This window comes from Pseudooceanicola aestuariicola (genome assembly GCF_045763785.1).
GTDB lineage: Bacteria > Pseudomonadota > Alphaproteobacteria > Rhodobacterales > Rhodobacteraceae > Pseudooceanicola.
On the sequence record NZ_JBJGSF010000001.1, the window covers coordinates 350840 to 363218 of the forward strand.

At 62.3% G+C, this 12379-nt stretch carries 14 protein-coding genes; 4 read left to right on the plus strand and 10 right to left on the minus strand.

Annotated features, from left to right (window positions below; genetic code table 11):
- Positions 1-192 precede the first annotated feature (192 nt).
- From urtC to urtE, 3 genes are read left to right on the plus strand one after another with little or no spacing between them, the layout of a single operon-like run.
- Positions 193-1422 carry an urea ABC transporter permease subunit UrtC gene (urtC, locus tag ACI3GR_RS01560; RefSeq protein WP_407492093.1) on the plus strand — a complete coding sequence of 410 codons (1230 nt, stop codon included), beginning with the start codon at positions 193-195 and terminating at the stop codon, positions 1420-1422.
- Complete coding sequence (gene urtD / locus ACI3GR_RS01565) at positions 1419-2159, plus strand: urea ABC transporter ATP-binding protein UrtD (protein ID WP_407492095.1); 741 nt, start codon at positions 1419-1421, stop codon at positions 2157-2159. Before urtC ends, urtD begins: the two co-directional genes overlap by 4 nt.
- A 3-nt stretch (positions 2160-2162) precedes the next feature.
- On the plus strand, positions 2163-2858 hold the full coding sequence (urtE, locus tag ACI3GR_RS01570) for an urea ABC transporter ATP-binding subunit UrtE (protein WP_407492096.1): 696 nt from the start codon (positions 2163-2165) through the stop codon (positions 2856-2858).
- Positions 2859-3016: 158 nt separating this feature from the next.
- On the opposite strand, the gene dtd is transcribed toward urtE, so the two are convergent.
- The 10 genes from dtd to ACI3GR_RS01620 form a co-directional block, all read right to left on the minus strand.
- Positions 3017-3454 carry a D-aminoacyl-tRNA deacylase gene (gene dtd, locus ACI3GR_RS01575; RefSeq protein ID WP_407492097.1) on the minus strand — a complete coding sequence of 146 codons (438 nt, stop codon included), beginning with the start codon at positions 3452-3454 and terminating at the stop codon, positions 3017-3019.
- Complete coding sequence (locus tag ACI3GR_RS01580; RefSeq protein ID WP_407492098.1) at positions 3454-4125, minus strand: nitroreductase; 672 nt, start codon at positions 4123-4125, stop codon at positions 3454-3456. Before ACI3GR_RS01580 ends, dtd begins: the two co-directional genes overlap by 1 nt.
- A 4-nt stretch (positions 4126-4129) precedes the next feature.
- Complete coding sequence (locus ACI3GR_RS01585) at positions 4130-5215, minus strand: TFIIB-type zinc finger domain-containing protein (RefSeq protein ID WP_407492099.1); 1086 nt, start codon at positions 5213-5215, stop codon at positions 4130-4132.
- 71 nt (positions 5216-5286) lie between these two features.
- Positions 5287-5886, minus strand: a complete 600-nt coding sequence (locus ACI3GR_RS01590; RefSeq protein ID WP_407492101.1) for a cytochrome b/b6 domain-containing protein — start codon at positions 5884-5886, stop codon at positions 5287-5289.
- 37 nt (positions 5887-5923) lie between these two features.
- Positions 5924-6304 carry a hypothetical protein gene (locus tag ACI3GR_RS01595; protein WP_407492103.1) on the minus strand — a complete coding sequence of 127 codons (381 nt, stop codon included), beginning with the start codon at positions 6302-6304 and terminating at the stop codon, positions 5924-5926.
- The gene (locus ACI3GR_RS01600; protein ID WP_407492104.1) at positions 6301-7431 is read right to left on the minus strand and encodes an SPFH domain-containing protein; all 1131 of its coding nucleotides are present in this window, start codon (positions 7429-7431) and stop codon (positions 6301-6303) included. Before ACI3GR_RS01600 ends, ACI3GR_RS01595 begins: the two co-directional genes overlap by 4 nt.
- Positions 7432-7446: 15 nt before the next feature.
- Entirely contained in the window at positions 7447-8349 is a 903-nt protein-coding gene (locus ACI3GR_RS01605; RefSeq protein ID WP_407492105.1) for a DUF2927 domain-containing protein, read from the minus strand.
- Between the two features lie 90 nt (positions 8350-8439).
- The gene (locus tag ACI3GR_RS01610) at positions 8440-9639 is read right to left on the minus strand and encodes a toxic anion resistance protein (RefSeq protein ID WP_407492107.1); all 1200 of its coding nucleotides are present in this window, start codon (positions 9637-9639) and stop codon (positions 8440-8442) included.
- Positions 9640-9674: 35 nt separating this feature from the next.
- Positions 9675-10577, minus strand: a complete 903-nt coding sequence (locus tag ACI3GR_RS01615) for a 5-bromo-4-chloroindolyl phosphate hydrolysis family protein (protein WP_407492108.1) — start codon at positions 10575-10577, stop codon at positions 9675-9677.
- Between the two features lie 160 nt (positions 10578-10737).
- On the minus strand, positions 10738-11742 hold the full coding sequence (locus ACI3GR_RS01620) for a pseudouridine synthase (RefSeq protein WP_407492110.1): 1005 nt from the start codon (positions 11740-11742) through the stop codon (positions 10738-10740).
- 63 nt (positions 11743-11805) lie between these two features.
- Between ACI3GR_RS01620 and ACI3GR_RS01625 the strand changes: the two genes are divergently transcribed.
- Positions 11806-12255 carry a nucleoside deaminase gene (locus tag ACI3GR_RS01625; RefSeq protein ID WP_407493582.1) on the plus strand — a complete coding sequence of 150 codons (450 nt, stop codon included), beginning with the start codon at positions 11806-11808 and terminating at the stop codon, positions 12253-12255.
- The last annotated feature ends 124 nt before the right edge of the window (positions 12256-12379 follow it).

The following is a 12379-nucleotide window of genomic DNA, read 5'->3' on the forward strand; positions in this document are numbered from 1 at the left end:
CCCCGCAAACGTGAATGCCGCCCCTCCTTCTGCGCTGGATTGCCTGTGGCCCGAGTTGCGCCGCCTCCGGCAGGAGTATTTGGGGAAAGATGAATTCGAGGACACGCCCATATCTTCTTTGGTCCAGAAATATCCCGGGGGAGGCACGGCAAGTGCCGGGGGCAGCGCCCCCACCACCGAAGGAGGCCGCCCATGAACCGCTCTTTCGTGATGCGCAACCCGTCGATCCTGATCTTCCTCGCCGCGCTCGCTGTCTTTACCGTGGTTGTCACGCTGATGTCCGAAGCCTTCGGGATCGGCGCGATCTCGACCTCGTTCATCAAGACCCTCGGCAAAACGCTGTGCCTCTGCCTTGTGGCCCTCGCGATGGATTTGGTCTGGGGCTATTGCGGGATCCTGTCCTTGGGCCACTTCGCGTTCTTCGGCCTGGGGGGCTACATGATCGGCATGTGGCTGATGTACGCCCGGACCGAGCTGATCGTGGCAGAATCATTGTCGAACGCGGCCATTCCACCGACGGATCAAGAGGTCGTCGATGCTATCGGCACGCAGATCTTCGGCGTCGTCGGGTCGTCCGATTTTCCGACGATCTGGACCTTCGCCTCGTCTCTGCCCATGCAGCTCTTGTTGGTCGTTCTGGTGCCCGGCCTTCTGGCGCTGGTCTTTGGCTGGCTGGCCTTCCGGTCGCGCGTGACGGGCGTTTACCTGTCGATCCTGACGCAGGCGATGACGCTGGCCCTATCGCTGTACCTATTCCAGAACGAAAGCGGGCTGCGCGGCAACAACGGCCTGTCGGGTCTGCAGAACCTGCCTGGGGTCACCGCACCTCAGGCGGTGGTGTCGGTCTGGTTCCTCTGGGCCTCGGCTCTTGCACTGGCATTGGGCTATATCCTGTGCGCCTGGGTCGTGTCGGGTAAGTTCGGATCCGTCGTGCGCGGCATCCGCGATGACGAGGCGCGGGTGCGGTTCCTTGGCTATTCGGTCGAGGGCTACAAGCTGTTCATCTTTACCCTGACGGCGATCATCGCCGCCATCGCAGGCGCGCTTTATTACCCGCAGGCGGGCATCATTAATCCCGGTGAAGTCGCGCCGATCGCGTCGATCTATCTGGCCGTTTGGGTCGCCATTGGCGGACGCGGGCGGCTGTACGGCGCGGTCATTGGCGCGGCTTTCGTGTCGCTGGTCTCGACTTGGTTCACGGGCGGTCAGGTGCCGTCGATCCCGCTGGGGTTCTACACCATCGACTGGGTCGATTGGTGGCTGGTGCTGCTGGGCCTGTCTTTCGTGTTGGTCACGCTGCTGGCGCCCAAGGGGATCGGCGGGCTGTTCGACCTGCTCTCGGGCCGTTTGGCGCCCAACCGTCATGGCGCCGATTACGGGCCTGACAAAGGCAGCCTGCAGGAAGAGGAGGGCCGGGGATGAGCACGCTTTTGGAAGTTTCAGGCGTATCGGTCACCTTCGACGGCTATAAGGCGATCCGCAATCTGTCGTTCCAGATTGGCGAGGCCGAGATGCGCGCCATCATCGGCCCCAACGGCGCGGGCAAGACGACCTTCATGGACATCGTCACCGGCAAGACCCGGCCAGATGAGGGGCGGGTGATCTGGGGCGAGAAATCGGTCAACCTGCTGAAAATGAACGAAGCCAAGATCGCGCAGGCCGGGATCGGGCGTAAATTTCAGCGGCCCACGGTTTTTGAGGACCAGACGGTGCATGCGAACCTGTTGATGTCTTTGCAGAACCCACGGGGATCCTTCCCCTGCCTCTTCTACCGTCCGACGTTCAAGGATCGCGGCAAGGTCGAAGAACTGGCCAGTGAAATCGGCCTGTCGGATGAGCTGCACCGTAAGTCCGGAGAGCTGTCGCATGGTCAAAAGCAATGGCTTGAGATCGGGATGCTACTGGCGCAGGAACCGCGCTTGCTGCTGGTCGACGAACCTGCCGCTGGCATGACGCTGGCCGAGCGGGAGCACACCACCGACCTGCTGAAAGAAGCCGCCAAGACGCGCGCCGTCGTCGTCGTTGAACACGATATGGAGTTTGTGCGGCGGCTGGAATGCAAGGTGACGGTGCTGCACGAAGGATCGGTTCTGGCCGAAGGGTCACTGGACCACGTGACCGCCAATCCGCAGGTCATCGAAGTTTATCTGGGGCGTTAAGAGATGTTGGAAACCAAGGACCTTACGCTGCACTACGGGCAAAGCCAGATCCTGCATGGCATCGACCTGACCGCTCAACAGGGCAAGGTGACCTGTATCATGGGCACCAACGGCGTGGGCAAAACGTCGCTGTTGAAGGCGATTTCGGGCACGCATCCCCGGTCGGGCGGGACGATGATGCTGGACGGCGAAGATTTGGGCCGCATGCCCGCGCATCAGCTGGCGCATAAAGGGATCGGCTATGTCCCGCAGGGGCGGATGATCTTTCCGCTTCTGACGGTCGAGGAGAATATGGAGACGGCTTATGCCTGTCTGCCCAAGTCCGAGCATTACATCCCGGATGAGATTTACGAGCTGTTTCCGATCCTGAAGGACTTCCTGCACCGACGCGGTGGGGACCTGTCGGGCGGTCAGCAACAACAACTCGCCATCGCGCGGGCGATGATCACCAAGCCCAAGTTGCTGCTGTTGGACGAGCCGACGGAAGGCATTCAGCCCAACATCATTCAGCAGATCGGGCGGGTGATCGAATACCTGCGCGACAAGGGTGACATGGCGATCATCCTTGTGGAACAGTATTTTGAGTTCGCCTACGGGTTGGCCGACGCGTTTTACGTTATGCGGCGCGGAGAGGTCACGGCATCCGGGACGAAGGCGGATCTGACCAAGGATCAGTTGATGGCCGAAGTGTCGGTTTGATCGTGGCTGGTGGGTTGAAAATCCACCCTACGATTTCGCGCCGGACCTGTAGGGTGGGTTTTTAACCCACCATTTTAACGAACGCACGACGGCGGGGTGACCCCCGGCCTACGGGGCGCGATGTAGGGCGGGGGACACCCCGCCTCACCCCTTCTGGATCAGAACTCCATCCAGATCGTGATCGGCCCGTCGTTCACTAGCGATACTTTCATGTCCGCCCCGAACTCTCCGGTCTCGACCGGCACGCCATACCCGGCGAGCGCTTTGGCGAAATGCTCGTAAAGTCTCCGTCCGTCTTCCGGTGCGGCGGCTGCCGAAAACCCGGGCCGGTTCCCGCGCGACGTATCGGCCGACAGGGTGAACTGACTGACCACCAGAGCCGAGCCGCCGATGTCCACCACGGACCGGTTCATCTTGCCCGCGTCGTCCTGAAAAATCCGGCACTTCGACACCTTGGCGGCAAGCTGTTCGGCGTTTGCCTCTGTATCGCCCTGCATGGCGCAGACAAGGACCATCAGACCCGCGCCGCACTGGCCGATCACCTCACCATCAACGCGCACCTGCGCTTCGGTCACACGTTGAAGAAGGGCTCTCATCAGCTTCGAATTTCCATAATTTCAGAGAGGTCTGCACGTTCTGTGCGGAAGGAATTGGCGGGGTGTTCCGGGTCTGCGTAACCGAATGTAATTGCGCAAAGGATCAGCCGGTCTTCGGGGATATCCAGCACCTCGCGCACCACGTCCGAGTGGAACGCCACCGCAGCCTGGGGCACTGTGGCCACGCCCAATGCTTGGGCGGCCAAACAGAAGGCCATCAGGAACCCACCGCTGTCCAAGGCCCCGTAAGTGCCCAGTTCCCGACCCGAGGTCAGGATGGCGGTATGCGGCGCGCCGAACAGGTTGAAGTTCTGTAGCGCCTGCCGGGCCGATCCCTGACGGTCGCCTTTTTCGACGCCGACCGCCTCGTACAATTGCCAGCCACAGGTGCGGCGGCGGTCCTTATGGGCGCCGCTGTAGCCCTCGGGGCCGGGAATGTCTGGCGCTTCGGGGCGTACGCCGGCGGCTTTCATCAACGCACTGCGCAATCCTTCGGTCTGTTCGCCCTTGGTCACGATCACCTGCCACGGCTGGGCATTGCACCAAGAGGGCGCGCGGCCCGCGGCGGTGACGATCCGGGCGATCATGTCGTCCGATACCGGCTTGTCCAGAAAGCCACGGCAGGAATGACGCGCGGTCAGCAGCCCCATCAACGTATCGTAATTGCTCATCAATTTATCCGTTCATCGCGTAAAGATAGCCGACGACCCCAGCCACGATCAGGCCAGCCAGCACGGCGAAAGTGATCTTCCAGACCGACCATGGGCGTTCGCCCTGCACCCGGCCCGTGCGGCCGTTGACGACAAACCGATAGGTCTTGCCTCGGAACTTGTAGGCGGCCATCCAGACCGGCAACAGGATGTGTTTGAAGGTCACGTCGCTGACCTGCGTGTTGATCTGATGCACCCGCTGGCGATCACCGCCGATGTCAAAACGCACGTCGCGATCAATGGTGCGGTCCATGATGGCGCGGGCTTCTTCATAACCCTCGGCCAATTCGACCTGATAGCCCTCGGCCAGAAACCCGGCAAGGAATTCGGGGGTATAGGGCTTCAGCTCGGACAGGTCCCACGGCTCCAAAGCGTCGGTGTATTTCTTGGGCAAAGACTTAGAGGCCAGCACCAGCACATCGTCAAAGAACCGCGCCACCCGGCCCGAGGCAGGGCGCCAGCGGATTTTCTGCACTTGCACCTGCGTTGGCTTGCCGTCCCGCATCACCGTTTCGGTGACGTAGTATATCGTGCCGCGTTCGCCGGTGTATGTGGATTTCGTGTCGGCGTCATAGGTCCAATAGGGGACGTAGATGCCATCCAACTTGCGCCCCTTGCGCGCATATTCCTGCAAGCCGTTCGGTGCGAACCAAAGCCGACCCAGCCAATCCGCCATGGCTTTTTGCGCGTCGCGTTCGGTCAGGCCAAAGGGCAGCACCCCCTTGGGTTTGATGTGCCGATGGGTGCCGGTTCCGGTAACCACAGGGGTCGCACAGAACGGACACTCGGCTGCGTGCTGATCCCCGTCGAATTCAACCTGAGCACCGCAGTTCGGACATTGAGAGACCCGGGTCTCCTCGATCTCGGCTTCGGGAAGGCGGGCTTCGATCGCGGCGCGGAAGTCCAACTCTTGGATCGCGCCAGCCCAGGGGCCGGGGTCTGCCAGCGCCTCGGAATGGCCGCAGTGATCGCAGATCAGTTTGCCTTCGTTGGGGGCAAACCGATAATCCGCGCCGCAGTTGGGGCAGGGGAAACGATGATCTTCGCTCATGCTTGGGCTCCGCGCTGTCAGGGTGACCCTAGACGCCTTGCCCGTCGGGAAAAACCCCGATCTGCCTTTGATCAGAGGAAACGGTGCAGCCGCTTCGGCGCCATGATCCGCAGCGCGTTGTCGCGCAGTTTGACATGCCGCCAGATGTGGAACGCCGCATGGCCCGCCACCACCCCCGCCAGCGCGTAGAACTGGTAGATGTGGACGATGCCGATAACCTTATTCGCGGGCGGCAGGCCCAAGGGCGGAGCGAAGGGCAGGAACCCGCCCGCCCGCAATTGCACGGTCGAGGTCAGGCCCAGCAGGAACCCGGTGAAGGCCACGAAGAACAGCCCCCATATCAACGTCAGGTGCATCCCACGATGCACCCGCCGCGCCCATGGCGGCAGTTTAGGCCCCGGTCGGCTGGCCAGCCCGCGGCGTAGCATGTCAGCGGTCCAAAGCAACGAAAGCGTTACGAAGAATAGCGCAAGGTTCGAATGGATCAGAAAAGCCGTTTGCCCGCCCATGGCCAGCGCGACCTCGGGCGTGACGATGACGAACCAGATGATCAGGGGCACCATGGTCCAATGCACCCATTTCAACGCCGTCCGCCGCCGCGGCAGGCGCGCGGACAACCGATCCCTTAGCGAAGGGCGGTTGTCTAATGGCGTGTTCGTGGTGCTGTCCATATCTCAGATACGGGCGAATCCCTTGAATGGTTGCGTTTTAGTGCCGGGGCCGATGTTCGAAGCTGACGATCTGCGCCAAGCTGCGCATCGCCGCACTGGTAAATTGCAGCACATGACAAAACAACCGTACCTCATCCGCCGTCCAATAGCGGCCCGAGACAGAGCCGCTTTTGCCATGGGTCACGACCTGATCCACCTCGATCCGGTCGGGAGCTTTGGTACGGCGCAGCGCGGTCAGGATCGGCTTGCGGCCCGTCAGCGCGCCACTGGGCCGCTGCCAAACCGCGCTGTCGGCCAGAACCTCTGGCGGCAATGCACCGGCCCCCATCAGGGCCAGCGCGATATCCTGAGCGGCTGCATTCTTGGGCGAGTTGCCGCAATCGCCCGAGGTGACGACCTCGGGGCCATCATCGTTCATGCCGGGGGCGGCGGGGGCGGGGGCATCACGGTGAAAAGCTGCGCCAGTTCCATGACGTCCTCGGCCCGCTTCCAACCGTCCTGACCGGCGGTCCAGACCATCGTGTCACGGGTCATGCCGCCTTCGGTCACCATCCGGCCCAGCCGCGCCTTGGAATAGGGGCCGTGCGTCTGCCCGTTCTCGGCAATGTGCCAGACGTGTTCGACCGGCGGGGGCGGTGGTGCGGGCGGGGCAGCCGCGGCAGATGCCGCCTGCGGACGCGCACCCCAAGGCCCGGATTGCGCCATCTGGTTGGCCATCGCCATGCCCATCCCCATACCAAGGCCCGCGCCCATGCCGCCATCGCCGCCGGGGTTGCTGGCGGCCTTGGTCATCGCCTCGGCGGCCGAGAATTGGGTGAACTTGCCCAGATCACCAACGATCCCCATCGAGGTCCGCTTGTCCAAAACCTCTTCCACCGCGGGGGGGAGTGAGATGTTTTCGATGTAAAGCTCGGGCAGGGTCATGCCGTATTCGGCAATCGTCGCGCTGATCTCGGACGCGACCATCTTGCCCAGATCGGCGGTATTCGCGGCCATATCCAGAACCGGGATGCCCGACCCAGCGATCACGCGGGAAAACTCCTGCACGATGATATTACGGACCTGATAGCTGATCTCGTCCATTGTGAATTCGCCATCCGTACCGACGATTTCCGTCAGGAAGCGGCCCGGATCGGTGACGCGGATCGAATAGGTGCCGAAGGCACGAATGCGGACAGGGCCGAATTCGGGATCGCGCGCCATGATCGGGTTCTTCGTCCCCCACTTCAGATCGGTAAAGCGGTTGGTCGAAACGAAGTAGACCTCGGACTTGAACGGAGACTTGAATCCGTGATCCCAGTGCTGGAGCGAGGTCATGATGGGCATGTTGTTGGTTTCCAACATGTAGAGCCCCGGCGTGAAGACATCCGCCAGCTGACCTTCGTGCACGAAAACAGCCGCTTGACCTTCGCGGACCGTCAGCTTGGCGCCGTACTTGATTTCATGGCCCTCACGTTCGAACCGCCAGACCAGCGTATCGCGGGTGTCGTCGGTCCAATGGATGACGTCGATGAATTGTCCGCTCAGGAAATCGAGTATGCCCATGTCAGCACTCCTTCTTTAACTTTCGCCGCCCAGCAACTCGGTCGCCATCTTGGTAAAGATCGGCCGGGCCGTATCGGCGCTCATCCCCGGGCGCAGCCGCGGATCGTAAAGCATTTTCAACAACAGCTCGTCATGGCTGGTCAGCAATGCGAATTCATCGTCGTCGTTAAAGATCGACGGGCGCGCGCGGGGGCTGTCGTTGGCCAGCCCAAGGCCCTGCGCCATTTCTTCATGATAGCAGCTTTTGCGCACCAGATCGGGATGTTCGGCCCGCACCAGCGCAATCGCCTGCCCATAGCCAGAGGCCCCGTCATCGCGCGAAAACGCCACCACAAGACAGTGGATCGCACGCGGCAGGCGCTGGAAAATCCCCAATGAGGTGGCCGAGATATCGGGCATGATTTCCCGCACCCGGCGCACGATCTGATCGTGATCGTCTTCGCCCATCACCAGCACGTTGAAATTGGCGTTGGTGGCTTCGCCGACCCCGACAAAGCTGATGGAATGGCCGGTCAACCGGGCCAGCCGGGCGGTATAGCCGCGGACGGTCGCCGTGTCTGATGTGCGCAGCGATGCGGGAACGGAGTCCCCGAACTCCACCCCAATACGCACCGGGCCGGGCCAGCGTCGCAGCGACGCCTTGGCGCCATTGCTGTTCCGCAACCCTCCGCCGCGCGCGTATTCGTCGTAGAACACGATGCGTTCAAAGTTGTTCGCCAGATCACGGGCAGAATAGGGCGTATCGACCCCGCCGCCATCGACTCGCAGCAGGCCCTGAGCAAGCAGGTCCGACTGAATTTTCGCGTAGTACCGGCGCAAACTGTCGCTCGCTGCCGATGGGGCAGAGGCCGCGGGCTTCGCCGCCGTAACCTCGGCCGGGCGGGACTGCGGTTTCAGCGATGTCTCAGGCTCTGTCATCTGACACGAGGCCAGCGCCGCGCACAGCGCCAGACCCGCGACACCCCGGGCCCACGGCCCCGTCTTTGCCCTGAACCATGCCACCTGAGCTCAGCCCTTCGGAACCGAGGTGGCCATGTTGTCGCCAGACCCGGTTTCGCGGGCCTTGGCGGCGGCCAGCGTATCGCGCAGGTCGGCCTCCATCTTCTTCAGATCTTCTTCGGCGGCGGCGCGCTTGGCCTTGCCTTCGTCGGCGATCTGCAGGCTTTCCTGAATCGTGCCGATCAGGTCGGCGTTGGCCTGTTTGACGGCCTCGATGTCGAATACACCACGCTCCATTTCCTGCCGGATCTTCTTGTTGCTGTCGCGCAGGTTCTTCGCGTTCGAAGTCAGCAATTCGTTCGTTAGATCATTTGCATCGCGCACCGCCGCTGCCGCCTCGGCCGAGCGTTGGATGGTCACCGCCTGCGCCAGCTGGGTTTCCCACAGCGGCACGGTGTTCACGAGAGTCGAGTTGATCTTTGTCACCAGCGACTTGTCATTTTCCTGAACCAACCGGATCGAGGGCAGCGATTGCATCGTCACCTGACGGGTCAGTTTCAGATCGTGCACCCGGCGTTCCAGATCGTCGCGCGCGGCGCGCAGGTCCCGCAGTTCCTGCGCCTTCATCACCTGTTCGCCTTCAGGCGCGGCGTTCACGTCCGCCTCTTTCGCGGGGATGTCGGTATTGTCCAGACGCGCCAGTTTTTCTTCGCCCGCGGCGATGTAGATCGCCAGTTCGTCATAAAACGCCAGCGTCTTTTCATACAGCATGTCGAGAGATTTGATATCTTTCAGCAGCGTATGTTCGTGCGCCAGCAGGTCTTCGGTGATCTTGTCGATCTGGTCCTGCACTTCTTCGAACTTGGCGGTGAACTTGGCAAACGGCGCGGCACGCCCGAGCAGCTTTTCCCAGAAAGAGCGTTCGCGGCGCACGTCCAATTCGCTGACCGAAAAGCCCCGGATCGTCGTGACGATGTTGCGCAGGCTGTCGCCCGCCGGGCCGACATCCTTGTTGCGCACGTCCTGCAGCATGGCCTGCGAAATCGTCTGCAATTCCGCCTGCGCACCGGACCCGAACCGCACGATCGACCCGGTGTCGGTCATGTCGAGCTCGGCAATACGTTTTTCGATCTCTGCGCTCGTCGGCTCATCCGCCTGCGCCATGGGCACCAGCGCATCTGCAGGCGCGGGTTCCGGCAGGATTACGGCAGTGACTTCTTCAACCTCTTTCAGCGTTTCCGCTGCTTTGGTGCGCACAGTTTCAGACATCGATACTCTCCATAACCTGTCGGGGCTTTTCAGGACTATTCCGGGCGAACGCCCTCACGCTGCAATCTTTCGCGCAGCACGTCTATCTCTACATTCATGTCACCTGCGTCATCGGCTAAAAGCTTCTGGGTGCGGGCGGCGAAATTGTCTTCCAGATCGACCAGCAGCGCTTCGTAATCGGCGCGGGCCTGCGGGTTCTGGTTGCGGGCGTAGATGTCGGCGAACTTGATCGTCGCGTCACGGGCACCCTGTAGGTAAATCCCAAGGTATTTGCGCGCGGCGGTCAGGTCGCGGGGGTCGTTTTCGACGGTGCGGAACAGGTCGCGGGCGACGGTCTGGAACCGGTCCACCCGGGCCTCTAACTGACGATCCTGCGCGCGTTTGATCGCATCGGACATGGCGGCCAGATGCGCCTCGGCCGTGTCGACGGCGCGGGCGACGCGGTCGGTCTGGTGCAGATCGACACCTTCCAGCCCTTTGTTTTTCAGCGGATCAAAGCCGAAGGCCATGGAATGCAGTACGGTCCCGAGGGCGGCGAAAATCGCGGCTTCCAGCGGTCCGTGGCCTGCAAAGCCGACCAAGGCCAGACCGACCCCGGCAAGGACCGATCCAAAGATCTTGCGCGGCAGGGCAGGGCGGCGCGCAACCTTGCGGGCCTCGTAAGCCTCTTGTGCCTTGATGCCTTCGCGGGTCAGCCACGCCGACAGGATCAGCGCGCCAAAGGCCACCAGATAGGTCGCCATGACCACGGGTTCCGATCCAAAGGCCTGCCAGATCAAAGGGAATGGGGCAAGAAACAAAAGATTGACGCGGCCCCCGGCACGGGTACGACGCGCGCCACGGAACGAATTACCAGCAGGCGACGCAGCCGACGACCGCGGGTCGTCAGAGGGTGCCTTGCCTTTCGGGCTGAACTCTCCGCCGTATCGCTGTGCCATTCAGACCCCCGACGCCGTCAAAGTTGCGTAAAGGATCAGGGCCACGAACAAGAAAAAGGCCGTCTTCTGTAAACCGTTGCCGGTCATGCCACCCCCGTCACATTGGCGTCCCGGTACATATGGGTTCGGGGATACACCAATGCTATCCCCCTGCCTAGTCTCAGTTCTTTTTCGGGCGACGTCGGGTCAGGCGTGGGCGTGCATCTGTCTCCCACGGGGCATCTTTGGCCTTCGTCGGCTTGGCCCCGGGTTTTCCTGCGGGTTTCCCCCCAGATTTCTGGCCCGGCTTGGCCGCAGTCTTAGTCGAAGTCTTGGGCCCCGGCTTGCCCGGTCCCTTGGGGCGGCGGTCAGGCCGGTCACCGCGCACGGCGCGCGGCCGTTTCGGGGCATCGGCGTCATCTTCCGCCTCCAGCCCCAACTGGTCGCGCAGCACGCGGCGACGCACCTCTTCGACCTCACCGGGTTTCAGCGGGCCCAATTGGAACGGGCCATAAGATACGCGGATCAGGCGGTTCACACTCAGCCCGATGTTTTCCATCGCGCGTCGGATTTCCCGGTTCTTGCCTTCCCGCAGCCCAACGGTCAGCCATGCGTTGGCCCCCTGCTGCCGGTCTAGCGTCACCTGCATGGGCTGAAAGGTTTCGCGGTCCACCACGATCCCGTCCCGCAAAGGCGCAAGGTCGGTATCCGTCGGATTGCCCTTCACCCGCACACGGTAGCGCCGCAACCAGCCGGTCGAGGGAAGTTCCAACTGCCGCTTCAGCCCGCCATCGTTGGTCAGCAGCAGCAACCCTTCAGAGTTCAGATCAAGCCGCCCTACAGACATCACTCGCGGCATATCCTCGAGTAGATCGTCATAGATCGTTGGCCGCCCCTGTTCATCCTTATGGGTCGTCACCAGCCCTGTGGGCTTGTGGTACAGCCACAGCCGTGCAGGTTCCGGCCCGTCCAGCGGCCGGCCATCCACGGCGATCTTGTCCTTGGCGGTCACATTCAGGGCAGGGCTTTCGATGACCTTGCCGTTGACGCTGACACGCCCCTCACCGATCATCTTTTCGGCCTCGCGCCGGGACGCGATGCCCGCACGTGACAGCACTTTGGCGATCCGATCACCGGCCGGCGTTTTGGACGATGAAGAGGCGGGGTTGGTGGGCTTCTGGCTCATAGCTTTCGCCATACAGGCTTTCGCGCGCTTGCGGAAGCGGGGATGGTCGGGCAAAGCAAAGGCATGACCTTTACCTCGCATATGTCCGCGGCCCTAGAAGAGGCCCGCGCCGCCGTCGCCCGGGGCGAAGTGCCGGTGGGCGCGGTGCTGGTCGATGCAGGCGGTCAGGTCGTCGCCCGTGCGGGGAACCGAACGCGCGAATTATCCGATCCCTCTGCCCATGCCGAGATGCTGGTGATTCGCGACGCCTGCGCCGCGGTAGGGTCAGAACGGCTGCCCGGTTACAGCCTGTACGTGACGCTAGAGCCGTGCCCGATGTGCGCTGCCGTCATCGCCAATGCCCGGATCGCGCGGCTGTACTACGGCGCGGCCGATCCGAAATCCGGCGGCGTTGCGCAAGGCCCACGGGTCTTTGCCCATCCGCAATGCCATCACGTTCCCGAAGTTTATGATGGCATAAGCGCGACCGAGGCTGAGGCGCTTTTGAAAGATTTTTTCGCGCAGCGGAGGTAGCTGGGGGCTCTGCCCCCCGTCCTTCGGACGTCCCCCGAGGGTATTTATCAACCAGAAGAAGAAAGGCGTGTCCTATGCTTCTTCTGGTCATCAAATACCTTGGGGGAGGCCGAAGGCCGGGGGC

What these genes read in the sequence shown, in the direction of transcription:
- urtC (WP_407492093.1), top strand. Translation starts at nt 193, where the DNA reads ATGAACCGCTCTTTCGTGATGCGCAACCCGTCGATCCTGATCTTCCTC.
- urtD (WP_407492095.1), top strand. Translation starts at nt 1,419, where the DNA reads ATGAGCACGCTTTTGGAAGTTTCAGGCGTATCGGTCACCTTCGACGGC.
- urtE (WP_407492096.1), top strand. Translation starts at nt 2,163, where the DNA reads ATGTTGGAAACCAAGGACCTTACGCTGCACTACGGGCAAAGCCAGATC.
- dtd (WP_407492097.1), bottom strand. Translation starts at nt 3,454, where the DNA reads ATGAGAGCCCTTCTTCAACGTGTGACCGAAGCGCAGGTGCGCGTTGAT.
- ACI3GR_RS01580 (WP_407492098.1), bottom strand. Translation starts at nt 4,125, where the DNA reads ATGAGCAATTACGATACGTTGATGGGGCTGCTGACCGCGCGTCATTCC.
- ACI3GR_RS01585 (WP_407492099.1), bottom strand. Translation starts at nt 5,215, where the DNA reads ATGAGCGAAGATCATCGTTTCCCCTGCCCCAACTGCGGCGCGGATTAT.
- ACI3GR_RS01590 (WP_407492101.1), bottom strand. Translation starts at nt 5,886, where the DNA reads ATGGACAGCACCACGAACACGCCATTAGACAACCGCCCTTCGCTAAGG.
- ACI3GR_RS01595 (WP_407492103.1), bottom strand. Translation starts at nt 6,304, where the DNA reads ATGAACGATGATGGCCCCGAGGTCGTCACCTCGGGCGATTGCGGCAAC.
- ACI3GR_RS01600 (WP_407492104.1), bottom strand. Translation starts at nt 7,431, where the DNA reads ATGGGCATACTCGATTTCCTGAGCGGACAATTCATCGACGTCATCCAT.
- ACI3GR_RS01605 (WP_407492105.1), bottom strand. Translation starts at nt 8,349, where the DNA reads ATGACAGAGCCTGAGACATCGCTGAAACCGCAGTCCCGCCCGGCCGAG.
- ACI3GR_RS01610 (WP_407492107.1), bottom strand. Translation starts at nt 9,639, where the DNA reads ATGTCTGAAACTGTGCGCACCAAAGCAGCGGAAACGCTGAAAGAGGTT.
- ACI3GR_RS01615 (WP_407492108.1), bottom strand. Translation starts at nt 10,577, where the DNA reads ATGGCACAGCGATACGGCGGAGAGTTCAGCCCGAAAGGCAAGGCACCC.
- ACI3GR_RS01620 (WP_407492110.1), bottom strand. Translation starts at nt 11,742, where the DNA reads ATGAGCCAGAAGCCCACCAACCCCGCCTCTTCATCGTCCAAAACGCCG.
- ACI3GR_RS01625 (WP_407493582.1), top strand. Translation starts at nt 11,806, where the DNA reads ATGACCTTTACCTCGCATATGTCCGCGGCCCTAGAAGAGGCCCGCGCC.